Genomic DNA, 26,243 nt, shown 5'->3' on the forward strand with positions numbered 1-26,243 from the left:
AAGAACTAAGTTGTGGGTTCCGAATCTGGAACTATGAATTGAGTTTTAGCTAAGAATTAATATACGCTGCTATAAAAATGAATGAATTAACCGGGCCGTCCAAACAAACTTTAAACTTATTAAGTGCTGTTACGGGAACTGTTTATGTGCTGTTGAATAAATATCAGGCCTATCTGAAAGATACTGTCAAGCTTGAGCTGAGCTTTGCCGAGACCGGGAAACCAGGGCTACGCTCATCGCCACTTGAATTTCAATATCCATTAGAAAATAACTTGTCTTTCAATGTTTTAACTGAGAAGATTGCACATGCTGTTGAGGCTTATCACGACTTGTCCGAGGAGAACTTTACACTTCACATCAAATGGATAAGTGATGATCAGGCCAACGATTACCATATAGCCATACATATAGAAAACGGTGATGTTACCGGCTCAGACTTTAGTTGTAAGGAGACTGCTTTTTATGCAGTTGTCTTCAAACAGGCACCTAATCACTTTATCACTGTCCTGCAGCAGGTAGCCGAAAATCCGGGAATTCTGCTCTCTGATCTGATCTTCATGGATGATCAGGAACTGGATCGTCTGGCTGGTTATCAGGCAGGCCTGGTAGATAATAGTGTAGGAACTCCTGAATTGTTACATTCTCTATTTGAGCATACTGCATATGCTTTTCCTCAAAATAGGGCAGTTTGTACTGCTAACAGGCAGGTAAGCTACCATGAACTGGATCAGGCAGCTAATAAACTCGCTGCAGAACTCATAGAAAAAGGGGTAAAAGAAGGTGATTTCGTAGGTATTCTATTGAAACGTTCACCTGAGGTTTACCTCGCGATGCTGGCTATCCTTAAAGCAGGTGCAGCCTATGTTCCTCTGGATACTGGTTATCCGGAAGACAGGGTGAGCTTTATCCTGGAAGATTGCGGGGCAAAATTCTTATTAAGCGATGAAATCTGCTCCTCGTCTTTTAAGCTGAGCTGCCAGATTATTACTGTAGATGACAATTCTTTTGAGCTGCATCATCATCATTATGAGGCACCAGATATAGCTATAACAGTTGCGGATGCAGCTTATATGATTTACACTTCGGGCTCTACAGGCCGGCCAAAAGGGGTAATTATCTCCCATGCTGCGATCAGTAACCTGGTTAAAGGAGAAGAACGTTTGTTTGAAGTGGGGCCTCATGATAAAGTTGCACAGGTTTTTTCTGTCGCTTTTGATGCTTCTTTAGAAGAAATCTGGCTTGCTTTCCGTTCGGGCGCCACTTTATTCCCTGTTTCTGAAGCTGTAATGCATTCAGGTGCTGATCTGAGTGATTATATTTTAAAATATCAGCTGACGGTGCTGTCTACAGTGCCGACTATGTTATCGATGATGCAGTATCCACTGCCTTCTTTACGTTTACTGATATTAGGCGGAGAAAACTGTCCACATGAATTATTATTACCATGGCATAGCCATAGCCTGCGTATTGTAAATACTTATGGCCCTACGGAAGCTACTGTAATTGCTACTTATGCTGATTTTGATCCTCTGCATAAGATCACTATTGGTAAACCTGCAGTTAATTATAATACTTATATACTGGATGAACAGCAATTACCAGTACCTATAGGTGTACCTGGAGAATTATGTATTGGCGGACCGGGCCTGGCCATTGGTTATTTGCACCAGCCTGAACTAACTGCCGAAAAGTTTATCCAGCCAGTTTTTCCGCTCCCTGAAAATATGCCCCGTTGTTTATACCGGAGCGGCGATCTTGCCCGTTTCAACGATGACGGTAATATAGAATTTCTGGGACGTATAGATCTTCAGGTAAAACTAAGAGGGTACAGGATCGAGCTATCTGAGATTGAATCGCAATTATTGCAGATTGACAGTATCAAGAATGCTGTTGTCGCTGTAAAGGAGGATGAGCAAAAGGTGCAACGTCTGGTTGCTTACCTGATCCTTAAAGGAGAAAAAGATACTTTTAATGAGGAAGTCTGCAAAACGCAGCTTAAATCCAGGCTCGCACCCTATATGGTGCCTGCTGTATTTGTGCTGATGGATGCTTTTCCTTTGCTTGCCAGTGGTAAAGTGGATAGAAAACTTTTACCTCAGCCTGCAAGACAACAACATAAAACTGAAGGCCGTAAACTGGTTGGAGCAAGAACGGAGACAGAAGCGATGCTGCTGACCGTATGGAAGAAATACTTTGAGCCGCAGGAAGTATCTGTGACGGATGATTTCTTTGACCTTGGCGGACATTCGCTGGTTGCTTCAATGATGGTTTCTGAACTGCGTAAAACAGGTGCTGCTGCACAGATATCTGTGCAGGACATTTATACCTGCCGCACCCTGCAAAAGTTAGCGGCAAAGATCGAAACTATCGCAGATGATCAGGAACATTCTTCACAGGAAAAGACCGAACCGGTAGTAAGACTGAAAGTTTCTGGTTTTCAGAAGGCACTGACCTCAGGTATACAACTGATCAGTGTGCTGGTTTTCTTTATGATAGGTTCGGCAGGATTAATGGGGCCGTTTATAGTGAGACATTTTGGATCAGCTACCAATGTATATGACCTGCTTATTTATGGGGTGGTAGGCTTCTCTGGTATATTTTTCTCTATTATCTTACTTTCTATTATAGCTAAGTGGGTTCTGATCGGTAAGTTCAAAGCAGGCAGGTATCCGCTCTGGGGCTGGTATTTTCTTCGTTTCTGGATTGTGAAAAAGCTGATTGACCTGAGTCCGATTGGTATTCTGAGCGGAACTCCATTTTTAAAATGGTATTTCAGTCTGATGGGTGCAAAGATCGGGAAGAGAGTGTTTCTTGGATCGGACAGGATCAGGGTATTTGACCTGCTGAGTATAGGGGATGGCTCCAGTATTTCTAAAGAAGCACACCTTCTGGGTTACAAAATTGAGGATGGGGCGCTGATTATCGGAAGCTTAACTATTGGTGAAAACTGTTTTGTGGGTACGCGTTCGGTTATTTCGTGCGGAGCTGTGATGGAGGATGGATCGTCTGTTGGTGAGTTGTCTCAGGTTCAGTCTGATACAGCTATACCTGCCGGGGCCCACTGGAAAGGTACCCCTGCGGTACCTGCCGGAATTCATAAGCCAGCTGAAACCTTTAAATTCTCCGGACAGAATAAGCCGATGAATTTTGCGCTTTATGTTACGCTGCTTATTGTTACATTAGGTTTTGTATTCCTTTTTCCTTTTGGACTGAGTATTCCGTTTATAGCCATCTATTATGAAGTAATTATATCCTTTGGACTGGGCTGGGCTATTGCCTTGTCTATACCAATTTCGGCTATGTACATTATCATTTACTGTTCATCGGTAGCTTTATTTAAGTGGCTGGTTATTGGTAAACTGGAAGAAGAAGCATTTAGTATATATAGCTTTAAATACATCAGGAAATGGGTAGTTGATTCACTGATGAATATGAGCCTGACTTATTTCAGGTCTGTTTATGCGACGATCTATCTTTCTTCATGGCTAAGACTGATGGGGACAAGAATCGGTAAAGCCACTGAAATTTCGACAGTGAATCAGATTACCACTGATCTGGTTAAAATCGGAGCTGGAAGTTTTCTGGCTGACTCTGTGAGTTTAGGTTCTCCTGAAGTACATCAGGGAACGATGTATCTGCGTCGTATTACCATCGGGAATAAAACCTTCATTGGTAACAGTGCTGTAATCTCTTCGGGAGATACGATAGGAAGTAACTGCCTGATCGGGGTTTTATCTACACCGCCGGCAAATGTTGAACGTAAGTATATTAATGATTCTTCATGGCTGGGGGCTCCGCCGATGTATCTGCCTAAACGCCAGGAAAGCGTAAAGTTTCCTGATGATTTAACTTTCAGACCAACCAATAAATTATATATGCAACGTGGTATTATTGAGTTATTCAAAATCACGTTACCTTATGCAATTACATCGACTATATTACTGTTGTTTTATTATTTCATAGATAATTTCTATGATCATTCCGACAGACATATCATTCATACACTTTGCATAGCACCATTTTTGCTCCTGGTACTCATTAAACTTTCTGCTTTACTGACTATTCTGTTTAAGAAGATATTGATCGGTACTTATAAGCCTTCTAACAAACCTTTATGGAGCATGTTTGTCTGGAAAAATGAGCTGGTGAATTCGCTGTGTGAAAATATGGTTTATCCATTACTGGTTAATTCACTGCTGGGAACACCATTTGCACCGATATTCTTCAGGATGATGGGTTGCGAAATAGGAAAAGATGTATATATGGACACCAGTGAAATTACTGAGTTTGATCTGGTTCATGTGGGAGATCATGTGGCTATCAATCATATGTGCACTTTACAGACCCACTTGTTTGAAGACCGGGTCATGAAAATGGCTCATCTGCATATTGGTGATTACTGTAATATCGGCGCGATGAGTGTCGTGTTATATGACTCTACTATTGAAGAGGGAGCGACCTTACAGGCACTATCTTTAGTCATGAAAGGGGAGACTATCCCAAAACATACACAGTGGGCTGGTTCGCCTGCGAAATTCGTAAAATAATCTAATACAGAAGGGTGCTTTTCAGGCACCCTTCTGTATTCAGCTAAATCCAGACCCCACTCTTTTTTTTATTGTTCTTGATCAGCCTGATCCAGGCCAGATAGATTTGCATTAAGTTCACCGACCTTTTTACTAGCTGTTCACCTTAACTCAGGGATTGAGCTGATTGGTAAATGGTTCAGCTTTCGTTCGGGTTTTCTTCAGATCCATTCGAAGCATCTCCGAACAATCTCCGAACAATCTCCGAACGATCTCCGAACGAAGTCCAAACCAAATAGTACGAAAACCCATTGATGACTATATCGTTTATCAAAACTAAAAGGGAATTATTTTATAGAAAAACCAGCACATGGATTGAATCCTGATTTAATTCATACAATAAAAAAAGGTATATGTTTTAATATAATTTTCTATTGAAATATGTTTAGGTTTGTCGATGCTTATTTTTTTAACGCTGTTGAATACTGTTATTTTTGTTTTCTTATCACTGATGCACATCTATTGGGCATTTGGTGGACAAATGGGGAAAGATGCTGCTGTGCCCACTATTGACAGTGGTGAAAAACTATTTATTCCCAGTAGCTTTGGAACTCTTATTGTCGCTGCGGGCCTGTTAGTTTTTGCACTGATTAATCTCTTTGCCTATGTGATATCAGCAGGCTTTATAAACATTCAGTATATCCGGTATGGGATACTTGGAGTTGGATTCGTTTTTCTATTGCGTGCAACTGGTGACTTTAATTATGTGGGCCTGATGAAAAAGCATAAAGACACGGTTTTCGCAAAAATGGATACTAGGTTTTATGCCCCTTTGTGCTTATCTCTTTTTCTTTCTCATCTGTTGATATTTATAACTATTACATCATAATTCAGATTCAGTTCATCCGGATTCAAAAAGAAAACATCATTTTCCTACCTTTAAATAATTTTTCGGGGATTACCCGAAAAATGAATATTATCTTATTTATATGCTTCGGAAGACTGGTTTTGTTGGTTTTATAATCTGCTGTCTCGTACTGAGCTGTGTGGTGGGGTGTAAGAAAAAAAAATCTACAGCACGTACTGCATTTTACTATTGGAAAACTACTTTTACACTCGATAAGACACAAAGCTCGCTTTTGAAAGCTGCCGCAGATAACCGGCTTTACCTTCGGTTTTTTGATGTTGCCTGGAATGATACCAGAAAAGAAGTTCTGCCGGTTGGGATTATCACCTTGAAACAGAATGTCCGCGAGTTTCGGATCACCCCTGTAATTTATATTACTAATAAAATTTTTGAAAACCTGGCTGTTGACCAGGTTACGCCACTGGCTCAAAAAGTAAATCAGCTGGTCAATGATATTGCCGGACAGAACCATATTCCTTACCAGAGTATACAGATAGATTGTGATTGGACCATAGGCACTAAGAATCGCTATTTTGCTTTTCTGAAAGCGTTTAAATCATTAAATAAGAAGTCGCTTGAAGCAACGATCCGTTTACACCAGGTTAAGTATGCTGACCGTACCGGAGTACCGCCGGTAGATAAGGGATTATTGATGTTTTATAATATGGGAAAAATATCAGCAAACCTTAAACAGGCAAACTCAATTTACAATGCTGCCGATGCAGAAAAATATGTACGTTATCTGCCAACTTATAAATTGCCACTTGATATCGCGCTGCCTTTATTCTCCTGGACGATACAGATCAGAGAAGGAAAGGTGATCCAGATTTACGGAAAAATAGGGCAGAAAGAATTAGCTGATAAAACGAATTTTGAGCAAACTGCTCAACCGAATATTTACAAAGCGAATAAAAGCTTTTATCTTTCGGGAATTTATATCAGGGAGAATGATTTATTAAAACTGGAAATCTTAACTCAAAAACAGCTTAATGAGGCTGCCGGACAAGTCTCCAGACACCTTGCACATCTTGAAAAACGAAATATTATATATTATGAACTATCAACCATCGCTGCTTCTGCGCTTGAAGCAAAAGATCTCGAAGAAGTTTCTGCTCATTTTTAGTATCTGTTCAATAGCCATAGCAGGTGTGGTATTTGCTTGTAGTGATGGTGGGTACGATGATTATGAAACCTCCAGTTTTGCGCCGGAAGCCTTTGTGAATGCAGAGTATGCACCATTTTTCTTTATCAGTTATACGACATATTATAATAATGCCTATGACGTGGATGATAGTAACAAGCGCTATAATCAGCAGATTGTTACCGAATGGGACTCCTGGTTTGATCATCAGGTAGATACCGCTTCCTTAAAAAAACTGCTCATCAAAGCTAGTGCAGGAGGGATTGATTCAACCTATCAGTACTACAAAGGGAAATTATCCATATTACCGGCTGGAATGCCTGATCTGAAGAATGCTCAGGTTAACCAAAAGAAGCTGGATGCTTTTTTCAATTACCTGACACTGGCTAAAAAAAGTGAAAGTTATGCAGTAGGAGCGGGTGATTATTCCTGGTCTTATGAAAAGGTTCCTGTAAAAGAAGTTCCTTCTGAATTAGAAAATACCTTGCTGAAGGCAGTTGATGAAACCAAGGATTCTTTTATCAAAGAACGTTTATGGTTTCAGGCGGTCCGTTATTATTATTTCAAACAGAAACAGAATGCCTTGAATACAACAAAGGTGGAAGTTCCATTACCGGCTTATTTCGCAAAGTATGAGGCTTCTTTCCCAAAGAATATGATCTATTACCGGACGTTGGGATATCTGGCGGGATATTATTATCAAAAGGGAGATTATGCACAGGCTAATTACTTATACAGCTTGTGTTATAATTACTCATTTATGATGAAAATTCCAAGCAGATGGAGTTTCCATCCGCAAAATGAAGGGGATTGGAATCAAACACTGAACCTGGCTAAAAATGGACAGGAAAAAATCACGCTTTGGCATATGTTGGGTACCAGCAAGGATGAAGCCCGTGCGATTAAAGAAATTTATGCCATTGATCCCAAATCAGATAAGCTTGATCTTTTACTAAGCAGACTGATCAATACAAGGGAATTATCAGGACAGGCATTAAATGATACCAGCGCGAGCGGTAAAAATATCAGGCTGGCCACAGCAAAAGAACGGACACTGGTAAATCAGATTGCGAATGAAAGTAAAACTCATCAGCCAGTTTACTGGAATCTTGCCGCCGGTTATCTGAATATGCTCTCTGGGAATAATACTGTAGCCCGTACTTATTACAATAAAGCGAAAAAGCAATTGCCAAAAGGGGATACACTGGTTATGGCACAGTATAAAATATTAGACTGGTTACTATATCTTAAACAACTGAAACATATTGATGCTAAGAATGAAGCAGAAATGGTAGAGCCACTGAATTGGCTGGATAATTTAAATAAACAAAAAACATCAATAAAAAACCTTCGTTACTATAGCGCGGTTAATCAAAGTATGTCACTCTTATCAGATTTGTATAAGAAACAGGGTGATGGATTAAAAGCGTATTTCTTTCAGCCAAAAGTTGAATTCTATAATAGTAACGCCAGGATAGAGGCAGCTAAAGCGTTGTTGAATAAGAAAAATAAAAGTGCATTTGAACAGGCTATGCTGAATTATTATCCGATCAAGGTTTCGCAGTTGTATTACCTTCAGGCTTCACTTTTAGTTTATCAGGAAAAATTAGATGAAGCTATCGTGCTGATGAAACAGGCAGACACACTGAACAGAACTATTTTATTAGGAAATCCTTTTAATATGCGTCTGAATGATTGTCATGATTGCGACCAGGCTGTTCAGGGGAAACCCCGTTTTACTGTACTGGCTTTTATGGAAGCTTTAAGAACGATTAAGAAAGATCTGAACGCCGGGAAAGACATCTCCAGAAATGCAGCTTTAATGGCTAATGCTTATTACAATATAACTAATTACGGGAATGCACGTGTGTTTTATCAAACCTCATCCCTTACTGAAAGCTACGGAAACTCTCCTTTTAGTATCCCGGTACCGTACAGAAAGATATTTACTGATAACAAGGTTGCGGAGAGATATTACCTGTTGGCCCGTGCGAATGCCAAAACAAAGGAGCAAAAGGCAAAACTTACTTTTATGGCTAGTAAATGTGAGCGTAATGAGTCCTATAATGCACAGTATAATAATCCTGATAAAAAGCAGAAGTACTACTGGGACTTTGATTTTAGCAAAATCCCTACAGGTAAGTATTTTGCTGAACTGAAGAGCCAGTATGCGACGACCCAATATTATAATGAGGTTTTAAATGAATGTGGTTATTTCAAAACTTATATCAATAAGAAGCATTAATTCCGGAATAAAATTGATTGAAGGCTGTCTCTGCTATAGGGACAGCCTTTTTTGTTTGCTTATTTTAAGGTTAAATCGTCAGTGTTTCATCATAAAAAATGATGTTGTTTGTATATATGTAGTTGACTACGTATAATTGTACTTAAATAAGCGAAAGAGATGGAAACACAATTTGAAATTAAAACCTCAACACTTACAGAAACTGAACAGATCATTGATCTGATCCTGGGTATTCAGCAAAAAGAATTTAATATTCCTATCACTGCTGAAGATCAGCCGGACCTGAGACAGATTGATGAATTTTACCGGAAGCCTGGTGGCGAGTTCTGGATTGCTATGGATGAAGAAAAGGTAATTGGTTCTATTGCATTGATTAATGTTGGAGAAGGAATAGGAGCGATCCGCAAAATGTTTGTTCATCAGGATTACCGGGGTAAAGAACGTGGAATTGCGCAGAAATTACTGACAAACCTGGTTATTTATGCCAAAGAGAAAAATATAAAGAACATTTATCTGGGAACTGTACCGATATTAAAAGCTGCAATCAGATTTTATGAACGGAATGGGTTCTGTTCTATAGAAAAAACTAACTTACCGGCAAAATTTCCATTAATGGCACTTGATACAAGTTTTTTTGTTTTAAACCTGGATAATGATAAATAATGAGTCCGTCAATTTAATTGATGAATCAGGTATACTGGCTATTTCAACCCGCCTGCAGCGATTGAGTGATCAGATTCGTAAAGATGGGTTGCTGGTTTATAAAGCTTTTGGGATCGAGTTTGAACCCAAATGGTTTCCTGTGATTTATACTTTACAGTTTAAATCACCACTAAGTGTACTCGAACTTGCGGCAGAAATCGGTTTTGCACACCCTTCTACAATTAGTTTGCTGAAAGAGCTTGAACAGCAAAAGCTGATCAGCTCTTTACGCGATCAGGCGGATGAACGCAAACGTTTGGTTATGCTGACTGGTAAAGCATGGGAGCTAATCGAACAGATGAAACCAGTCTGGGACTTAATGATCAATGTTTTAACTGAAGTCACGGAGACAGAAAACAATTTGATGAAGGCTTTAAATGAAGTAGAGGAACAGCTTCGGAATAAAAGTTTTTTTACACGTGCAATTGGCCTGGTTGAGCAAATGAAGTCTCGGCGGGAAGTAGAAAAAACCAGTATTGATGGGATAGAGGTTAAGATCGTAGAAAGTGCAGAAGGAAAAAAGATTTTCGGGGCAATTCAGAAATCTGTATTGAAAGAAGGGGTTGAGGAACAGTTAATGACAATAGGAGAGGACAGCAAAGCTGTAAATTATCTGGCTACTGTAAACGATCTGCCGGCTGGTACCTGTAGTTATCGCAAAACCAAAACTGGTTATCAGCTGGAAGGGCTTGCCGTACTGGAGCAATACAGGGGGCTGGGGGTTGGAAAAGCTATGATCAGTATGCTGTTGGAACAACAGCTGGACAAAATCTATCTAAACTCTCCAATAATACTGGTGACCTGGTTCGAAAAATTAGGTTTTTCAAAAAAAGGGAAACCATTTTTTAGTGAGGATAATACGTACTATAAAATGGTTTTATAATTACTGATTTCTATTAAATTAAGGTCCGGATCATGGATGTAAATAGATAGAATTGGTCCGTTCGCCCCGGATTTCTCAACTGGACCTTCAATTATAGTTATGTCTTTTTGTATTAGGTGTGTGATGACCCGTGCTATTGTCCAGTTGCTGATCAGACACAGGTCAGCAGAACCTATGCCTGCCTTATTCCTGGTTTCCTGACCCAGTAATTGAAGGTTGATTTTTTGATTGCCAAATTTTAAAGCTCTTCGTCCATTGCCAAATGTGATGGCAGACATTAAAAGGACTGATTCATAAAACTGAACCGAACGTTCAATATCACTTACGGTAATTACCAGATGATCAATGTGGTCTATCATTTTTATCAGTTATGATGATCTCTGACTAAGCTATTGATTTTGGGATACAATCCTTCTTTTTTTTTTGTCAATAAACTTTCAGTAATATTTGAAAGTTAAATAAGTTTGCTATATTTGTGCATGGAATTACCTGAAGCAAAACAAAAATTTATAGAGGCATGGGGGAAATTGGGCTCTGAATGGGGGATCAATCGAACAATGGCTCAAGTGCATGCTTTATTGCTGATCTCACCTGAGGCACAAACCACAGAAGAAATTATGCTTACGCTGAGTATTTCAAGGGGAAACGCAAATATGACTCTGAGAGAACTGATTGGTTGGGGGCTAGTTGAAAAACAGCATAAAGCGGGGGAGCGTAAGGAGTATTTTTTTGCTGATAAGGATACCTGGAATATTGCCAGGCAGGTGGCTAAGGAGCGCAGAAAAAGAGAGCTTGATCCTGTGATTAAAGTTCTCGATGAATTATCCAGGGTTGAAGGAGATGCAAAAGACCCAGAATTTATAACTTTTACACAATCAGTAAAAGACATCAATAAGCTGGCAAAAAATGTAGACAAGACATTAGATACTATGCTTAAAGCGGAAGAGAACTGGTTTTGGGGCTCTATTTTTAAAATCTTTAAATAATATTTTTTTTTCGCTTCTAACTTTCAAAAATTACTGAAAATTAAATAAATTAAAATGGGCACTAAATTTCAACCAGCTTTCAGCCTGAATTACCCTGGCGCTTATCTGATCATCAGCTGGGGTGTAGTTGCCTTTATACTTTCGGCTTATGCCAGATTGATGAACGGGTTAATTCCTGAAGATCATTTGTACCGGGAGTACCTGGTCTGTGGGGGACAGGTTTTATTCCAGGGATTGATTGTCAGCCAGTTTAAGATCAGCAGCCAGCGAAAATGGATTTACCTTTCTCATATGATGACAATCTCGTTAGGTGGGGCAGTGTTATTATTACCTGTTTTAGCTTTCGCCCACTGGGTAACTCTTCCGCCCTTTATTTGTGCCATTTATTTTATGGGGGTGGCGGGTCTGATGTTGCTGGAACACATTCAGAGAACCAGGATTTTAAAATTGGGCTGGACACTGAGTCTGACCTGGACATTATACCGTATGCTCATATTAGCAATCATTCTTTTTTTTAAATAATAAACAGATGAATTACAAAAAAATTGTACTGGCAGGAGGTAATGGTTATCTCGGAGGTATACTGGCAAAATATTATCAGGATCTGGCTGATGAGGTTATTATCCTAAGCAGAACAGCAAAAAATGCCGAAGGGAACATCAAAACATTACGCTGGAATGGATTGGATGAGGGAGATTGGTCAAGTGCTTTAGAAGGATCAGATTTGCTGATCAATCTATGTGGTAAAAATGTAAATTGCAGATACACAAAGAAAAACAGAGAAGCTATCATAGCTTCCAGGATAAAACCCACCAAACTGCTTGGTGATAGTATCGCAAAATTATCGTCTCCTCCCAGGTTATGGATCAATATTACTTCAGCGACGATTTACAGGCATGCGGAAGATCGTCCACAGGATGAAGAAACAGGAGAAATAGGTTATGGTTTCTCCATAGATGTCTGTCGTCAGTGGGAGCAGGTTTTCATGGAAACGGATACGCCAAAGACAAGAAAAATTGCTTTGCGGCTGGGGATTGTGCTGGGCCGCAGTGACAGTGCTTTTCCACGTTTGCTCAACCTGGTGAAATTTGGTTTAGGCGGGTATCAGGGAGATGGTCAGCAATATGTTTCATGGATACACGAACAAGATGTAGCGAAATGTACAACCTGGTTGCTGGAACATGAAGAACTGGCAGGAGTTATTAACTGTACTGCTCCTGAGGCAGTAAAAAATACTGATCTGATGAAGATGATCCGTCAGGCTTATGGTATTCCATTTGGTTTGCCTTCTCCAGCGTGGTTACTGGAATTAGGGGCTCAATTGATTGGAACGGAAACTGAATTGATTTTAAAAAGCAGATGGGTTTTGCCCAAACGCCTGATGGATTCAAATTATCCTTTCCTTTTTTCGAAAGCTGCTTATGCAGTAAAGGACATCTTAAGTATTAGAATTTGAACTTGTTAAATCAGAAAAATGAATCGTATTTTATCAAAATCACCTGTTTTTAATGGTTTTTTCTTCTCCAACTTATTTGCCTTTCTGATCATTTGGATATCTGGTCATATAGAAATAGAGAGTAAAACCATGATTTATTCAGAGTTTGTTATCCTGCCGCTTTTGATGGGAATGATTAGTATCTGGTTTTGGAGGAACCTCCAGTTGAAAGGCAGGACTATTACAGGTTATTCTTGTGTAAACGGATTATTGGCTATACTGCTGAGTTCTGTCTTTTTGAAAGAAGGTGTAATCTGTCTGCTCATCGTTTCTCCTTTAATTTTTAGTTTTATAATCACAGGGGCATTTATTGGCCGTACGATCTTAAGAAAGAACAGCCAGAAGTTAAATGTAAGTGTCTTTTCACTATTGGTAGTCTTGTTTGTTACAGATGCTGTGCAGGAACATCATTATGAGAATATGGTTGCAGATGAAGTTATTATCCATGCGAGTCCGGCGGAGATATGGAAAAATGTAGTTGCGTTTGCACCTATCAGGGAAAAGAATAACTATTGGTTATTCCAGATAGGAACGCCGAGTCCCAGAGCGACTACAGTGACTGGTTATTATCAGGGAGCAGGGCGTAAATGTATTTTTAGTAACGGATATATTTTTGATGAAAAAATAGTCACTTATCAGGAAAACAAAGATCTGACTTTTGATATTACAGGTCAGCCCCGGGACCCTGAAATTATGGGGCATATAGATATACTACGTGGTCAGTTTTTATTAAAAGATAATGGTAATGGTACCACAACCCTGATTGGTAACAGCTGGTACAGATTATATGTTTTCCCAACCTGGTACTATGATATCTGGGCCAGAAGTATTACCAGAAATGTACATCTGAGAGTAATGGAACATATTAAACAACTCAGTGAAAAAAAATAAAATATTCCTGTTCGTGGTCAGTTGTCTTGGGTTTTTAAAGTCTGTCCCTTTAATGGCACTGATCTTTGATAGCTGGCTTAAATTATGGATGTTATCGACCAGACCGGTTGTGCTGGACTGGATAGATGAGATCGAGGCAGAGGTTTTAAGCTGGGAAGGAATAACCGGAACCTTACATCAATATGGTGGATTACAGTTCAACCTTGGCAAGGTTGAAATAGGGCATATTCATAGTAACGGGATTATGGACGTCTTATTCAGCAGACAATTTAAACAGGAGCTGATGAAAGAAGGGCAAATAGAAGACCATCACTTATTTACTAAGTCGGGCTGGATTAGTTTTTTGATCAGCTCGGAGGAAGATAAGAATTATGCCAAATATCTGCTGGGTCTTTCTTATGAACGGGAACTACACAAAGCAAAGAGAGGTTCTTTAGTTAATCCCTTTGTGTAAAGAGACTAATTTCAGTATGCTTAAGCCTCTTTCAAAATGTGGCCCTGCTTTTCCTTCGTCGTACAATTTAAATACCCTTGCACGCATAGCAATTAACAGAAATTGATTGATACTTCGTATTTTAAGGCTTTTCCTGTTTTCCCAAAGGTCGACAAAAACATCTTTTACCAGCTCTTCAACCAACTCAATGTTTTTTATCCGTTTATAAGAATCGTTATAAATTTTCTTCCAGTACCTTTCATAAATTTCTTCAAATGCCGGCCGGTTACTATTTCTTAAGTCGTTGAGTAACATAGCATCGCTAAAATAACTGTAAACGCTTTTTTCTTTTCCCATAATAATCCTTTTAGATCTTTAAACCTGTTTTTTTTATCAATTATATAAAAAATAATATCAAAATAAGATGCTAAAATTTAAAATAAATAGCTAAATAGGTTTACTGGCGTCAAAATGATTACTCTGATAATCAGTGGTGTTCCATTATTTTTTGACTATAATTCTCTGAATGTAACACCCTCCAAAAATGCCTAATGCATTATTCATATTTCCTTTGAGCGGAACATCAAGAGAACCTGTTGTGGATTTCGCCTGCTGAAGATCCATCGCATACAAATAGTTGAAATATTCGGGGGTTACAGACTTGACACTGAGTGTGATCTGCATATTTTCTGTTTTAAACTCCGTTTCGTGGAATCGTATTTCAAGGGTTGTCCCACCTCCGTTAAAAGTTTTGTCTCTTAAAAATATCCTGCCGGAAAGGTCTCTTAACTCATTATATTTAGCATTTTCTGTCCGGGTATCAATCGTAGAAATGAGTATTTTTCTCGATTCAGGCGAGAAGGTCGTATCACGTCCAACCTGTAATCCAGGATTATGGGATAACTGATCAAGTAACTCAGCCTCTGAATTTACTTTTACTTTTTGGCCCTGTGTAATATAATAACGGTCTACACTGTAGTTCCGGGCTAATAGTTCAAATATATAATTATTGGTTTCCGGTGACAGGTCATTGATCCCGACGTCGATGTAGTCCGCTTCCAGATCTTTAACATCCAGTTGGAATGCCGAAGGAATTGCTGTCATACCTTCATATGTTTTACCTTTATAATCAACTGTAAGTTTATAAGACTGACTGGTTATCCCTGGTTTGCCGGTATAGTTTCCTTTTCCTTTATAAGTGTATTTTTCGATCAGACTATTGTGCTGGTCAAAAAGGCTGACCTGGGCATCCTCTACATCCGTAAAGCCGGAATTGACAGTAGAAAAAACAGAGGTACTCAGGTTAACCAATCCATTATCCAGCTGATTGAGTTCCCCAAGAACAACCAGTTGCGCCGGCCGGTTGGCAATATCTATATTGGTTTCTTTCTCGCATGCCGCGAATAATAATAAGAGAAGCAATCCGGTGTAGCTTTTAATGCTGTACATAGCCGTATTTAAAATTTGTATGTAAAAGTAAAGTATGGAACGATGCGTATTTTAATATCTTCTGTAATTCTGATTTTATTTTCCTGGGTGACAATTGTGGTGTATATATATCGGGCCTGAGGATCAGCTATTGCATTATAAACACCCAAAGACCATGTTCTTTGGTGCCCATTATTAAATTTCCGGATCAGGTTGAGGCCAAGGTCAACCTTGTAGTTGTCGGCCAGTGTATAATTGTTTATACCTGAAATCACATAACTTGGCGAAGTGGATGCGGTATTTGTGCCTAACAGTACATCATCTATATTTTTATAGATGTTTTTCGGTATAGTTACGTGTTGTCCTGTTGTATAAGTCCAAAGGGCAGTGAATTCCAGTCTCTTTCCTAAAGATGCATTCACCGCCAGGTTGAAATTATGTCTGAAATCCTGGTTTAGTGGGAAACTTTTACCCTGGTTAAGGTCTTTAAAAGTGCCTGTGGTATTAGATAAAGTATAGGCCAGCTGGAATTTCAACCAGTTAAGGTCTTGCTTATAACTAAATTCCAGACCTTTACTTACAGCCTGTCCGTTTATTGTTCTGTCTTCCAGTTTAGGGGCGAGGGCATTATTGGTTATATCCTGGCCGGTTCTTAAGGCCAGTAAATTACGCATTTTTTTATAATAGGCTTCAACTGTAAAGCTGCTTGTCTTACCCGCCTGTAAGCGATAAGACAGGTTGAATATCTCGGCAAATTCAGGTTTAATGTTTTTTGTGCTTGCTATCCGGAATTCGGTAGGTATAGAGAAGTCATTGATGGTAAACTGATGAATAAACTGTGACATTCTGGAATAAGATGCCGCCAGAGCCTGTTTTTTACCCAGTTGGTAAGAAAATCTGAAACGTGGCTGCAAGGTTTGATAGGAGACTCCATTGGAAATAAAACCTGCATAATGTAAACCGGCGATAAACTCGGCGTGTGCTCCGATTTTAATTTCATCTTCGAGATAGGCAGTTAAGTTCAGCGCATTGGTGGTATTACTTTCTGTATTCTCAATAATCTCATTATAGGGGAGTGGGGATATAATGGAGTTGAGGTTAAGCCCTCCTCCGAAATTTAACTTGAGATCTGGTCTCAGATAGTAATTAAAGTCACTCTTTACGCCTAAATCTTTAACCGTAGAGTAGATACGGGCGGGAGCTTCCCCAATGACAGCTTCTCCTACATTTAAGCTGCTGGTGTACTGACTATAGGTTGCAGTAGTATTTTTAAATAATTTGGGGCTGATAATTCTATTCCACCTGAAAGCCACTAATTTATTTCCCCATTTTAAGGTGGATTTAAAATTCAGGCTTTGATCATCCTGATAAGTGTATATCTTTTGTCTAAAGGCATCGTTTCCCAGGTAAGCACTCATATAGAACCTGTTATTGGGATTAGCGATATAGTTAAGCTTTAAATTAATATCGGTAAAATAATAGAATAACCCGGCATCTTCCAGTTTCTCTTTACCCAGCAGATCCAGCCAGCTTCGTCTCATATTGATAGTAAAAGAAGCCTTATCCTTTACTATAGGACCTTCTAAGCCGGCAGATGCATAAAGCAGACCAATGGTCGCATGACCGTGGTATTTTTCCATGTCGCCGTCACGTGAACGGATATTCAATACCGAAGAAAGACGGCCACCGTATTTTGAAGGGAAATCACTCCGGTAAAAGTCTACACTTTTTAATACATCGGGGTTAAAGATGGAAAACATTCCATTCAGGTGATTGATATTATAGATGGATATATCGTCAAGGGTTACCAGGTTCTGATCCGTATTACCACCTCTCACCAGCATATTGACGGAACTTCCATTATTTCCGGCAACTCCCGGATAAAGCTGTACAGCTCGTATGATATCTTTTTCACCGAGAAATGAAGGTAACTTACCAGCGGTTTCCAGGTCGACATAGTCCCCTCTTAAATTAATGTTATTCTGAGCTTCATTACTTGCAGTAACCTTGAGCTCTGGTAAATCAAGACCAGATCTGATCAGAATGTCTTTTCTGAGGTTTTCATCGCCAAGTGTAACTGCGATCCGGCTTGCCGTATACCCTGTATGGGTTATTTCAAGTTCATAATCGCCTTTCTCCAGACTGATACTATAAAATCCGAAACCATTTGATGTGGCTACACTGCCACTGCTTTTCTCTATGATATTGGCTCCTATGATAACCTCTTTGCTACCTTCTTCTTTGATAATTCCGCTAAGTGTGATTAATCTCGGACTGCTTATTAATAGTATCTTACCCTGATACTCCTTGATTTTGACAGATTCGGAACGCAATATTTCCTCAAGCAGCCCACCTACTGTATTGATTTTGTTTGATACCGTTACTTTCCGGTTCATCCGGATGTTTTCGGGATTGTAGGTTAACAAAATACCTACGTGTTCTACCTGGTTTAAAAAATAGGATAATGAGCCTTTTCGCTCTGTGAGTTTGATCGGGGTACTTAACAAACCGCTTTGTCTCTGCCCGAATAGTAAAACAGGGGACAGCAGCAGAAACAGGAAAAATGAGATTTTATTGCCTTTTGTCATTCCCACAGGCTAAATTATGGATTAAAATGTAATCTTTTTTAACCTCATAATCAAACTTAAGCAAGAGTTTAAGCTCTTTTAATACGCTATCCAAAGATTGGTCTTTAAAAGTTGCTGTCACCGCACAGGACGAATCAGCATTTTCCATAATAATTTTTCTGTGATAAGTATGTTCAAGAACTTTTACGAGAGTGTTCATCTGCTCGTTTCTGAAAACCAGCATTCCGGTTTTCCAGGCATATCCATTTTCTGACAGGACAGTGTCTTTAACAAGGTTTTCCCCGTTCAGTAATCCCCGGTTACCTGGTAAAAGGGTAATCGAAAGCGCGCGGTTCGCATTGCTGCTTAGTTGTACTTTACCTGTTCTGACAACAACTTCTACTTTGGACGAATCGGTGTTTACATTAAATGATGTGCCCAATACTTTTACTTTTCCTTGTCCGGCTTCTATAATAAAGGGTCTTGCAGGGTTTTTCGTTACTTCGAAGAAAGCTTCTCCCTCTAATTTTACCTGTCTTTTATCCGATGCCAGTTGTTTGAAGTACTGAAGCCGGCTATTGGCGTTCAATGTAACTATAGTACCATCTTCCAGTTTAATTTGTTTATTAGCGAGATCGCCGGAACTGATGGTTATCAATGGGTTATAATAACTGCTGTAGTAAATTAATGCGAAGCTGGTAATCAGAAACAAGGATGCAGCAATAGATAACCACCATTTATGTTGTGCAGGTTTAGTCTCCAGCTTTACAGTTTTTACTCCCCCCCGGATCTGTGCATCCACTTGTTTCCAGCCACTTGCTACATCAAAAGAAGGTTTGACAGTAGTATCGCGAGCCTGATCCATCAGCGATTTTAAACGTCTGTATTCCTGCTGATTGGCTGATATCCACTCTTCCACAACAAGACGTTCGTCGGGGAGAATTTCATCATTGAAATATTTGGCCAGAAGTGAGTTAATATCTTGATCTTGCATATTTGCTGTTAAACAAAAATTAAACGTGAAAAAATGGAATACCCCTATGTCCGATAAAATAAATAAACAGGAGCAGCACAGCAAAGGGAATGTAGTTCTTACGGGCAAACTCCCTCATCATACTGATGGCTTTACCCATCTGATTTTCAACCGTTTTAATTGATATACCCAGCTCATCTGCAATCTGCTGATAAGTGAGCCTGTCAATTCTGCTCATCCGGAAAATAATACCACATTTAGGAGGCAGCAGGGATAATGCTTTTTCTACCAATGCCTGTATGTCAGTGTCTTCTTCGTCTTTTTCTTCTAGTGGTGTGTCTGTTAATTTATTATAAACGGTTTCATCCTCCATGGACAGGGAATGGACTTTTTTTCTCAGTCTTGAAATACAATTATTACGTACTGCAGTGATCAGGTAATACAAAGCATTCTTATCGTTGATCATCTCCTTTTTGATCTCCCAGAACTTTACAAAAACCTCCTGTACAGCGTCTTTACTCTCGTCCGTATCGGCCAGGTATTTATAGGCATGCATACAAAGTGTGTTGTAATGCAGATGGAATAGCTTCTGGAAATCTGAATATAAAGGTTCTCTGATGTTCATACTACGTGGCCGGATGACGGCTTACAAATGGTAAAGTTAAAATTAATTGTAATTGGTCGGGCATGCAGACTTTCTGAAAAAATAATTTAACAGGCTATAGGGGTATTTATAAATATGGTCGTCTATAATAAAAAGATGTTTTGTAATTCATGAGAGTTGTAATTAAGATTAGTGCCATTTTCATTATAGCAGGACTATTTAATGAAGAAGTTAAAGCACAAAAAAAGATTAGTTCTGAAAGATTAAACATGATTAGTCTGGCAGGAGGGCTGGTAAGAGGAACGGGTAGTTATTCGGATGTGGCTATTCTGGGGTATCGCTATCAGTTACTGGAGAAAATCAGAGCTGGTGCTGATCTCGGACATGCGAAGAGAGAATATATTATAGCAGGCAGTACTGATTTTGTTTATTCTCAGTACAGGTCGGTTGAGTGGTACTGGACAGTAAGCGCGGGATACAGAAAAGGGAATGGCAGTTATAGCAGTAATAAAGAGCTAAACGGGGACGGAGAATATTTGCGGCATTTTGTTTACCAGGTCAATCCTATAGCGATGCGCATAGGTAACGGTCAGGTTTCCGGTTTTGGAGAATTGGGCTGGGGATATAAGGGACTTTTAAATCTGGGAGCTGCTTTTAAATTTTAATACAGATCAAATTTTAATAAAAAATAATAAAATGGAGCCGATAATCGGAAATATAGAAGCAAACTCAGCTAAAGTTGCGCAGACACTGAATGTGATCCTGGCGGACGAATTCTTACTTTATACAAAAACAAAGAATGCTCATTCTAATTTCAATGAGAAAGAGACTAATCATCAATCCTTACTTTTTAAGACTCAGTATGATCAGTTAGAAGATATTATGGATGGTATCGCAGAGCGGATTCATTCTACGGGTTATAATATTCCTGCTACCCTTGAAATTTTTATGGAACTCGAACATCTTGCTGCACAATCTCAGCTTAATAACGATGCCTCCGATCTGATTAAGGATCTATTGAATGAACATGTGAACTTAATTATCCGTCTGCAAAACAAGTTTGTTTATTTCAGGAACGAGCTTCAGGAATTAGGTGTCAGTGGTTATATCGGTCAGCTGATGGAGACTCATGAACAGATGCTGGGGACGCTGAAGGTACAATTATAAGATAGGTGAATGGTTTGTTCATCAGTGATTTAGTGCTGTTCAGCGTTAAAATTGAGAAAGCATAAAAAAATATGGTAAATTTGTATTTATGCTGAATATCGTTAACTCTGGTTTTGTTTATCCGGTCAGCGCTAAAAATAATTACATTTTGAAACCTACATATACCAAATTTCTTTCAAGAAAGATAATACTTGCGTTCCTGGCTGTCGTTGTCGTCCTCGCTATTGCTGCTCTTTTTGTGCGTTATTCTATTACACACAAATTAGAGAACCTTTCAAATTTCGCCTATAACATTGAACATGACCAGACTAAACCTCAACGTGCTTTATTATTACTTCACCAGGCAGAAGATGATTTTCAGGAGTCATTGTTAAGCCCGGATAGTTCAAAAAGCAATGCCTATAAACTTAAACTGTCTCAGGCTTTTAATGAGATTGACACACTGCTTAAAGAAAATACTGATACTTCGAGCTTATCCGACCTGCAACGCAACAAGGTCAGATACTGGTACCATAAGAAATTAAAATTGTCTGAGAATCTTTATACACTCAAGCACAATTTTGATTCACTGCTTACAGCTTATAATAATTTTAATCTGGCAGGTAATAAAAATGTTCCTGCGATCAGTACGGTAGTACATGCAAAAAAAAATGTGGCCAGAGTTGCTACTGATACCATACGTAAAGATGTAGTTGTTAAAAAGAAAGGGCTTTTTACAAGATTAAAAGATGCTATTTCCAGTGACGGCACCAGCCGTTCGGGCGTCATTGAGATAAACCATAACCGCACCAGCAAGACTATTGATTCTATAACCAGGAATATTGCGAGTAAAGATAAACAGGCTTATGCTAAAGGCATACAACAACTGCAGGAGCGCAATGAGAAATTACTGACCACCCAAAAAGAACTCATCACACTAAATGTCCGGATCAACAATGAAATGGAGCGGATCATCAATGGTGTAAAAGAAATCAATTACAGCATTGTAGCCGAGTTTAAGGAGATGGCTTTTAAGAGTTACCGGGAAACTACCCAGTTACTGAATAAATTTTATCTTGCCGCACTTTTCCTGGTACTGATTTTTGCCATATTACTGATTGTTTTTATCATTAAACTGGATCGTTCTGAAGTCTTTTTACGCAAAGAAAATGAACGTTCGGTTATTATTGCACAACAAAAAATGGATCTGCTGCTTCATATGAGTCATGAGATCCGGAATCCGCTTACTGCAATTAAAGGGTTTCTTTACATTTTCAGCAGAACAAACCTTTCACCCCGTCAGACAGAAATGCTGGGTTCTATTACTTTATCTTCTGATATGCTGCTATTGACTTTGAATGATACGCTTGACGCAGCAAAAATGGAGAACAATGAATTTAAAATTAATTCAGATCCGTTTAATGCTGATTTTGCACTGAAAGAAGTGATCGAAAGTATGGAGTTCAGTGCAGCTAAGAAGAAACTGGCTATCAGTTATCATTTTGAAGGAAATAAAGAAGCAATTTTATTAGGAGATAGCTTCAGGCTGAAGCAGATCATGGTTAATTTATTAAGTAATGCCATTAAGTATACTAATACTGGCAGTATTACAGTTAATTCGAGATTATTAACTGTTAATGATGAAATCAGGCTGGAAGTAGCCATTACTGATACGGGCATGGGAATCAGTGCGGAACAGCAGGCGAACCTTTTCTCTAAATATTATCAGACTAATTCTGCCAAAGGGAAAACAGGTACGGGTCTTGGACTGTATATCTGTAAGCAAATGGTCCAGTTACAAAAAGGTGAGATCAGTGTGGAAAGTAAAGCAGGTGAGGGCAGTACTTTTAAATTTTATATCCCTTATCAGGAAAGCAAAGCCACGGATTCAGTAAAAGTAGTGAGTGATGATCCGCTATCCTTACTTAACGGAATAAGTATCCTGGCAGTAGATGATAATGAACTGAACTTAATGTTCCTGAAAATGATGACCAGCAAGTGGAACATCAAGTTTTATCAGGCTTTAAATGGTAAAGAGGCGCTGACTATCTTAAGGGAGAATCCGGTCACTGTCGTATTAACTGATATTCAGATGCCCGAAATGGATGGACACGAGCTGTTGGCTGCTATTCGCAAATCGGGTCAGTCATTCCATCAGATACCCGTTATTGTAATTAGTGGAAATGAGACAGATCTGGATACTGTAAATGTTTCGACCGATGGGTTTACAGGTTTGGTTACTAAACCGTTTATAGAATCTGAACTGATCCGAAAAATTGCTGAAACCTTATAGGCGATACCCTTAGAATCTTTTTGTACTCAATCATACTCAAGCCCTGTTCTTATCCGAACAGGGCTTGAGTATTTATTTATTCTTTTTTGTAATTTTAGGGACTTCCGGCTGTCTAAGGAGAAAAAATCCCAGTGAAACAACAAATCTTAATTATAATAAAAAACTGAATTAATCCAAGTATGAAACAAAAATTATTACTAACAATGGCCATTTCGGGTCTGTGCCTTAGTGCCTCTGCACAAAAGGTGAAATTTACCGAATATGATATGGACAATGGCTTGCATGTTATTCTGCATCAGGACAAAACAGCACCTGTTGTGGCGGTATCTGTAATGTACCATGTGGGCTCAAAAGATGAAGATGAGCAAAGAACAGGTTTTGCGCATTTCTTTGAACACCTTTTATTTGAAGGGAGTGACAATATGAAACGAGGTGATTTCATGAAGATTGTAAGTAGTAATGGTGGTGAAAATAACGCCAACACAACACAAGACAGAACATTTTATTACGAAGTATTCCCTTCTAACCAGCTGGAACTTGGTTTATGGCTGGAAAGTGAACGTATGCTGCACCCTAAAATTGATGAGACTGGAGTTAAGATCCAGAATGAGGTAGTGAAGGAAGAAAAAAGATTACGAATTGATAACTCTCCTTATGGAAAGTTCAGAGATAAGATCTTCTCCCGTTTGTTCGAAGGACATCCTTACCGCTGGCAGACTATTGGTTCAATGGAACACCTGGATGCTGCAAAACTAAGTGAGTTTATCGCTTTCTTTAAAAAATACTATGTACCAAATAATGCGGTATTGAGTATTGCAGGAGATATTGATGTAGATCAGACTAAAGCTTTGATAAAGAAATATTTTGAAGAAGTGCCAAAAGGTGCTCCGGTTGTTAAAACTGTTTATGAATTGAAGCCGGTTACAAAAGAAATTATTGACACTGCTTATGATGCCAATATCCAGATACCTGCGATATTTGCTGCTTACCGTGTTCCCGGGATGAGAAGTCACGATACTAAAGTTTTAGGCCTGATCAGCAGCCTGCTTTCAGGGGGCGGAAGTTCAAGATTAAGTATGAAAATGGTCGATGAAAAGAAGACCGCGCTGCAGGTAGCTGCATTTAATTATACTTTAGAGGATTACGGTGCTTATATCACACTGGCTCTGCCAAATAACAATACGCCGTTAAACGATCTGCTGAAAGATATCGATGCTGAGGTAACCCGCTTACAAACTGACCTGATCAGCGAATCTGAATTAACAAAACTGCAGAATCAATTTGAAAACAGTTATGTCAGTGCAAATAGTAAAATGATAGGACTGGCTGAAAATCTTGCTGATGGATATACTTTTCATAATAAGGATACGAATGATATTAATGAAGAATTAGAGAAAGTAAGATCTATTACACGTGAGGAAATCAGAGATGTAGCACGTAAATATTTAAACAAGGATCAGCGTATCGTTCTGTATTACTTACCGAAAAAATAGTAGAATTCTAATCAAGCTTAAAATTACAAAATGAAGAAAATATTCATACTTGCCTTTGCAACGCTGTTTGTACAGTCTGTTGTAGCGCAAAAATTAGATAGAAGTCAAAGACCAAAACCAGGACCGGCACCGGTACTTACCTTCGCGGATCCTGTTATTTATAAACTCTCAAACGGGATCACCGTGCTGGTTGTAGAAAACCATAAATTACCAAAAGTTTCTGCAACTTATAGTATTGATGCCGGGCCAATCACAGAAGGTGCTAAAGCAGGGGTATTATCCTTGTTGGGCGGCCTGATGAATGAGGGAACAACTACTAAAACCAAAGTCCAGTTTGACGAAGCTGTCGATCAGCTGGGTGCTGATGTCAGTGTTTCTTCCAGAGGGGGAAGTACTTCGGCGCTGACCCGCTATTTCGATAGCGCCTTTCTTTTAATGGCGGATGCATTACGTCACCCTTCATTCCCGGCACCGTCTTTTGAAAAATTAAAATCCCAGTCTCTGACTGGCTTGAAATCGAGTGAGCGTAGTGCCAAAGCTATTTCAGGACGTGTTGTAAATGCATTGGCTTATGGGGTGAATCATCCTTCCGGCGAATTTGAAACAGAACAAAGTATTAATTCAATTACTTTAGATGATGTTAAAGCCGCCTATAGCAAATACATCACTCCATCCAGAGGTTATCTGACTTTTGTTGGTGATATCAAACCGGAAGTAGCAAAGGCCCTGGCGATTAAAGCATTGGGTGACTGGAAAGGTACAGCACTTACTTTTCCAGTACTGGCAAAGGTTCAGAACCCGGCAAAAACGGAAGTAGATGTTGTCAATGTCCCTAATGCAGTACAGTCGGAGATCACAGTCACTAATTTGATTGATCTTCCGCTGAATAGCCCTGATTATCATGCAGTTTTACTGGCGAATGAGATTCTGGGCGGGGGTGCGGATGCCAAACTATTCAGAAACCTGAGAGAAAAGCATGGTTTTACTTATGGTGCGTACTCATCTAATGGTTCGGGCCGTTTTCAGGCTTTATTCCGCGCAAATGCGGCAGTAAGAAATGAGAAGGTAGATAGCGCTGTTGTCGAATTTCTTCATGAAATTAATGTGATGCGTACTGAAAAGGTAAGTAATGATGATCTCCAGAATGCGAAGAACCTGTATAACGGATCTTTTGCACTGGGACTGGAAAACCCTGCACGTACTGCTGGTTTTGCAAGTAATATATTAATCAATAACCTGCCAAAGGATTTTTACCGTACCTATCTGCAGAAAATTAATGCTGTTACAGCAGATGATATCCTACGTGTCAGCAAAAAATATTTTGGTTATGATGATGCAAGGGTAGTCATTGTCGGTAACCAGGACCAGTTTATTCCTGGTTTACAAAAAAGAGGATTTGTAGTCAAAACATATGATAAATATGCTGCGCCGGTAAGCGCAGCCCCTGCAGCAGCCAAAAACTAAAAAAAAAACTGCTTTTCAAAAATAGAAAGATGAATCCTGGCCGTATTTGATTGATGCAAATATGGC

Annotated in this window: 22 protein-coding genes; 16 read left to right on the forward strand and 6 right to left on the reverse strand. The window is 39.2% G+C overall.

Annotation, left to right across the window (positions count from 1 at the left end):
- Window positions 1-77: 77 nt before the first annotated feature.
- From HDF25_RS06865 to HDF25_RS06890, 6 genes are all read left to right on the forward strand, one after another.
- Window positions 78-4,547 carry a Pls/PosA family non-ribosomal peptide synthetase gene (locus tag HDF25_RS06865; protein ID WP_184623992.1) on the forward strand — a complete coding sequence of 1,490 codons (4,470 nt, stop codon included), beginning with the start codon at window positions 78-80 and terminating at the stop codon, window positions 4,545-4,547.
- Window positions 4,548-4,983: 436 nt separating this feature from the next.
- A complete protein-coding gene (locus HDF25_RS06870; protein WP_184623993.1) occupies window positions 4,984-5,415 on the forward strand; it encodes a DUF3995 domain-containing protein in 432 nt (143 codons plus the stop codon).
- A gap of 100 nt (window positions 5,416-5,515) precedes the next feature.
- Window positions 5,516-6,556 carry a hypothetical protein gene (locus tag HDF25_RS06875; protein ID WP_184623994.1) on the forward strand — a complete coding sequence of 347 codons (1,041 nt, stop codon included), beginning with the start codon at window positions 5,516-5,518 and terminating at the stop codon, window positions 6,554-6,556.
- Window positions 6,486-8,819, forward strand: coding sequence for a hypothetical protein (locus HDF25_RS06880; protein ID WP_184623995.1), 2,334 nt, complete (start codon window positions 6,486-6,488; stop codon window positions 8,817-8,819). The genes HDF25_RS06875 and HDF25_RS06880 overlap by 71 nt, the downstream gene beginning before the upstream one ends.
- Window positions 8,820-8,978: 159 nt before the next feature.
- A complete protein-coding gene (locus tag HDF25_RS06885; RefSeq protein ID WP_184623996.1) occupies window positions 8,979-9,482 on the forward strand; it encodes a GNAT family N-acetyltransferase in 504 nt (167 codons plus the stop codon).
- The gene (locus HDF25_RS06890; RefSeq protein ID WP_184623997.1) at window positions 9,472-10,404 is read left to right on the forward strand and encodes a bifunctional helix-turn-helix transcriptional regulator/GNAT family N-acetyltransferase; all 933 of its coding nucleotides are present in this window, start codon (window positions 9,472-9,474) and stop codon (window positions 10,402-10,404) included. The genes HDF25_RS06885 and HDF25_RS06890 overlap by 11 nt, the downstream gene beginning before the upstream one ends.
- Here HDF25_RS06890 and HDF25_RS06895 read toward each other — a convergent pair.
- Window positions 10,386-10,763 (reverse strand): VOC family protein, encoded by a 378-nt coding sequence (locus HDF25_RS06895; protein ID WP_184623998.1) that lies wholly within the window; start codon window positions 10,761-10,763, stop codon window positions 10,386-10,388. The genes HDF25_RS06890 and HDF25_RS06895 overlap by 19 nt on opposite strands.
- 120 nt (window positions 10,764-10,883) lie before the next feature.
- On the opposite strand from HDF25_RS06895, the gene HDF25_RS06900 reads away from it, so the two are divergent.
- The 5 genes from HDF25_RS06900 to HDF25_RS06920 are packed head-to-tail and all read left to right on the forward strand — an operon-like array spanning window position 10,884 to window position 14,230.
- Entirely contained in the window at window positions 10,884-11,390 is a 507-nt protein-coding gene (locus HDF25_RS06900) for a GbsR/MarR family transcriptional regulator (protein WP_184623999.1), read from the forward strand.
- A 54-nt stretch (window positions 11,391-11,444) separates the two neighbouring features.
- Complete coding sequence (locus HDF25_RS06905) at window positions 11,445-11,912, forward strand: hypothetical protein (protein ID WP_184624000.1); 468 nt, start codon at window positions 11,445-11,447, stop codon at window positions 11,910-11,912.
- A gap of 7 nt (window positions 11,913-11,919) precedes the next feature.
- Entirely contained in the window at window positions 11,920-12,846 is a 927-nt protein-coding gene (locus tag HDF25_RS06910; protein ID WP_184624001.1) for a TIGR01777 family oxidoreductase, read from the forward strand.
- An 18-nt stretch (window positions 12,847-12,864) separates the two neighbouring features.
- A complete protein-coding gene (locus tag HDF25_RS06915) occupies window positions 12,865-13,776 on the forward strand; it encodes a hypothetical protein (protein WP_184624002.1) in 912 nt (303 codons plus the stop codon).
- A complete protein-coding gene (locus HDF25_RS06920; protein WP_317618186.1) occupies window positions 13,763-14,230 on the forward strand; it encodes a luciferase family protein in 468 nt (155 codons plus the stop codon). Before HDF25_RS06915 ends, HDF25_RS06920 begins: the two co-directional genes overlap by 14 nt.
- Here HDF25_RS06920 and HDF25_RS06925 read toward each other — a convergent pair.
- The 5 genes from HDF25_RS06925 to HDF25_RS06945 all read right to left on the reverse strand — a co-directional run bounded on the left by HDF25_RS06925 (window position 14,210) and on the right by HDF25_RS06945 (window position 19,802).
- Window positions 14,210-14,566, reverse strand: a complete 357-nt coding sequence (locus HDF25_RS06925) for a hypothetical protein (RefSeq protein WP_184624003.1) — start codon at window positions 14,564-14,566, stop codon at window positions 14,210-14,212. The genes HDF25_RS06920 and HDF25_RS06925 overlap by 21 nt on opposite strands.
- Before the next feature lie 144 nt (window positions 14,567-14,710).
- Window positions 14,711-15,658 (reverse strand): DUF4249 family protein, encoded by a 948-nt coding sequence (locus tag HDF25_RS06930; RefSeq protein ID WP_184624004.1) that lies wholly within the window; start codon window positions 15,656-15,658, stop codon window positions 14,711-14,713.
- 8 nt (window positions 15,659-15,666) lie between these two features.
- Window positions 15,667-18,225 (reverse strand): carboxypeptidase-like regulatory domain-containing protein, encoded by a 2,559-nt coding sequence (locus HDF25_RS06935; RefSeq protein ID WP_184624005.1) that lies wholly within the window; start codon window positions 18,223-18,225, stop codon window positions 15,667-15,669.
- Window positions 18,209-19,198 (reverse strand): FecR domain-containing protein, encoded by a 990-nt coding sequence (locus tag HDF25_RS06940; protein WP_184624006.1) that lies wholly within the window; start codon window positions 19,196-19,198, stop codon window positions 18,209-18,211. The genes HDF25_RS06935 and HDF25_RS06940 overlap by 17 nt, the downstream gene beginning before the upstream one ends.
- Window positions 19,199-19,217: 19 nt before the next feature.
- Window positions 19,218-19,802, reverse strand: coding sequence for an RNA polymerase sigma-70 factor (locus HDF25_RS06945; RefSeq protein WP_184624007.1), 585 nt, complete (start codon window positions 19,800-19,802; stop codon window positions 19,218-19,220).
- Between the two features lie 149 nt (window positions 19,803-19,951).
- Here HDF25_RS06945 and HDF25_RS06950 point away from each other — a divergent pair, with 149 nt between their 5' ends.
- The 5 genes from HDF25_RS06950 (at window position 19,952) to HDF25_RS06970 (ending at window position 26,177) form a co-directional block, all read left to right on the forward strand.
- Window positions 19,952-20,446, forward strand: coding sequence for a hypothetical protein (locus HDF25_RS06950; RefSeq protein WP_184624008.1), 495 nt, complete (start codon window positions 19,952-19,954; stop codon window positions 20,444-20,446).
- A 31-nt stretch (window positions 20,447-20,477) separates the two neighbouring features.
- Window positions 20,478-20,948 carry a ferritin-like domain-containing protein gene (locus HDF25_RS06955; protein ID WP_184624009.1) on the forward strand — a complete coding sequence of 157 codons (471 nt, stop codon included), beginning with the start codon at window positions 20,478-20,480 and terminating at the stop codon, window positions 20,946-20,948.
- A gap of 88 nt (window positions 20,949-21,036) precedes the next feature.
- Window positions 21,037-23,220 carry an ATP-binding protein gene (locus tag HDF25_RS06960; protein WP_260409332.1) on the forward strand — a complete coding sequence of 728 codons (2,184 nt, stop codon included), beginning with the start codon at window positions 21,037-21,039 and terminating at the stop codon, window positions 23,218-23,220.
- Window positions 23,221-23,399: 179 nt separating this feature from the next.
- On the forward strand, window positions 23,400-24,713 hold the full coding sequence (locus HDF25_RS06965; RefSeq protein WP_184624010.1) for a M16 family metallopeptidase: 1,314 nt from the start codon (window positions 23,400-23,402) through the stop codon (window positions 24,711-24,713).
- A gap of 30 nt (window positions 24,714-24,743) precedes the next feature.
- Window positions 24,744-26,177 (forward strand): M16 family metallopeptidase, encoded by a 1,434-nt coding sequence (locus HDF25_RS06970; protein ID WP_184624011.1) that lies wholly within the window; start codon window positions 24,744-24,746, stop codon window positions 26,175-26,177.
- Window positions 26,178-26,243: the final 66 nt, after the last annotated feature.

Origin of the sequence: Pedobacter cryoconitis (genome assembly GCF_014207135.1) — a bacterium.
Classification (GTDB): domain Bacteria; phylum Bacteroidota; class Bacteroidia; order Sphingobacteriales; family Sphingobacteriaceae; genus Pedobacter; species Pedobacter cryoconitis_D.

Bases quoted from the DNA above. Each gene is read 5' to 3' on its own strand.
- HDF25_RS06865 (WP_184623992.1), top strand. From the start codon at position 78: ATGAATGAATTAACCGGGCCGTCCAAACAAACTTTAAACTTATTAAGT.
- HDF25_RS06870 (WP_184623993.1), top strand. From the start codon at position 4,984: ATGCTTATTTTTTTAACGCTGTTGAATACTGTTATTTTTGTTTTCTTA.
- HDF25_RS06875 (WP_184623994.1), top strand. From the start codon at position 5,516: ATGCTTCGGAAGACTGGTTTTGTTGGTTTTATAATCTGCTGTCTCGTA.
- HDF25_RS06880 (WP_184623995.1), top strand. From the start codon at position 6,486: ATGAACTATCAACCATCGCTGCTTCTGCGCTTGAAGCAAAAGATCTCG.
- HDF25_RS06885 (WP_184623996.1), top strand. From the start codon at position 8,979: ATGGAAACACAATTTGAAATTAAAACCTCAACACTTACAGAAACTGAA.
- HDF25_RS06890 (WP_184623997.1), top strand. From the start codon at position 9,472: ATGATAAATAATGAGTCCGTCAATTTAATTGATGAATCAGGTATACTG.
- HDF25_RS06895 (WP_184623998.1), bottom strand. From the start codon at position 10,763: ATGATAGACCACATTGATCATCTGGTAATTACCGTAAGTGATATTGAA.
- HDF25_RS06900 (WP_184623999.1), top strand. From the start codon at position 10,884: ATGGAATTACCTGAAGCAAAACAAAAATTTATAGAGGCATGGGGGAAA.
- HDF25_RS06905 (WP_184624000.1), top strand. From the start codon at position 11,445: ATGGGCACTAAATTTCAACCAGCTTTCAGCCTGAATTACCCTGGCGCT.
- HDF25_RS06910 (WP_184624001.1), top strand. From the start codon at position 11,920: ATGAATTACAAAAAAATTGTACTGGCAGGAGGTAATGGTTATCTCGGA.
- HDF25_RS06915 (WP_184624002.1), top strand. From the start codon at position 12,865: ATGAATCGTATTTTATCAAAATCACCTGTTTTTAATGGTTTTTTCTTC.
- HDF25_RS06925 (WP_184624003.1), bottom strand. From the start codon at position 14,566: ATGGGAAAAGAAAAAAGCGTTTACAGTTATTTTAGCGATGCTATGTTA.
- HDF25_RS06930 (WP_184624004.1), bottom strand. From the start codon at position 15,658: ATGTACAGCATTAAAAGCTACACCGGATTGCTTCTCTTATTATTATTC.
- HDF25_RS06935 (WP_184624005.1), bottom strand. From the start codon at position 18,225: ATGACAAAAGGCAATAAAATCTCATTTTTCCTGTTTCTGCTGCTGTCC.
- HDF25_RS06940 (WP_184624006.1), bottom strand. From the start codon at position 19,198: ATGCAAGATCAAGATATTAACTCACTTCTGGCCAAATATTTCAATGAT.
- HDF25_RS06945 (WP_184624007.1), bottom strand. From the start codon at position 19,802: ATGAACATCAGAGAACCTTTATATTCAGATTTCCAGAAGCTATTCCAT.
- HDF25_RS06950 (WP_184624008.1), top strand. From the start codon at position 19,952: ATGAGAGTTGTAATTAAGATTAGTGCCATTTTCATTATAGCAGGACTA.
- HDF25_RS06955 (WP_184624009.1), top strand. From the start codon at position 20,478: ATGGAGCCGATAATCGGAAATATAGAAGCAAACTCAGCTAAAGTTGCG.
- HDF25_RS06960 (WP_260409332.1), top strand. From the start codon at position 21,037: ATGCTGAATATCGTTAACTCTGGTTTTGTTTATCCGGTCAGCGCTAAA.
- HDF25_RS06965 (WP_184624010.1), top strand. From the start codon at position 23,400: ATGAAACAAAAATTATTACTAACAATGGCCATTTCGGGTCTGTGCCTT.
- HDF25_RS06970 (WP_184624011.1), top strand. From the start codon at position 24,744: ATGAAGAAAATATTCATACTTGCCTTTGCAACGCTGTTTGTACAGTCT.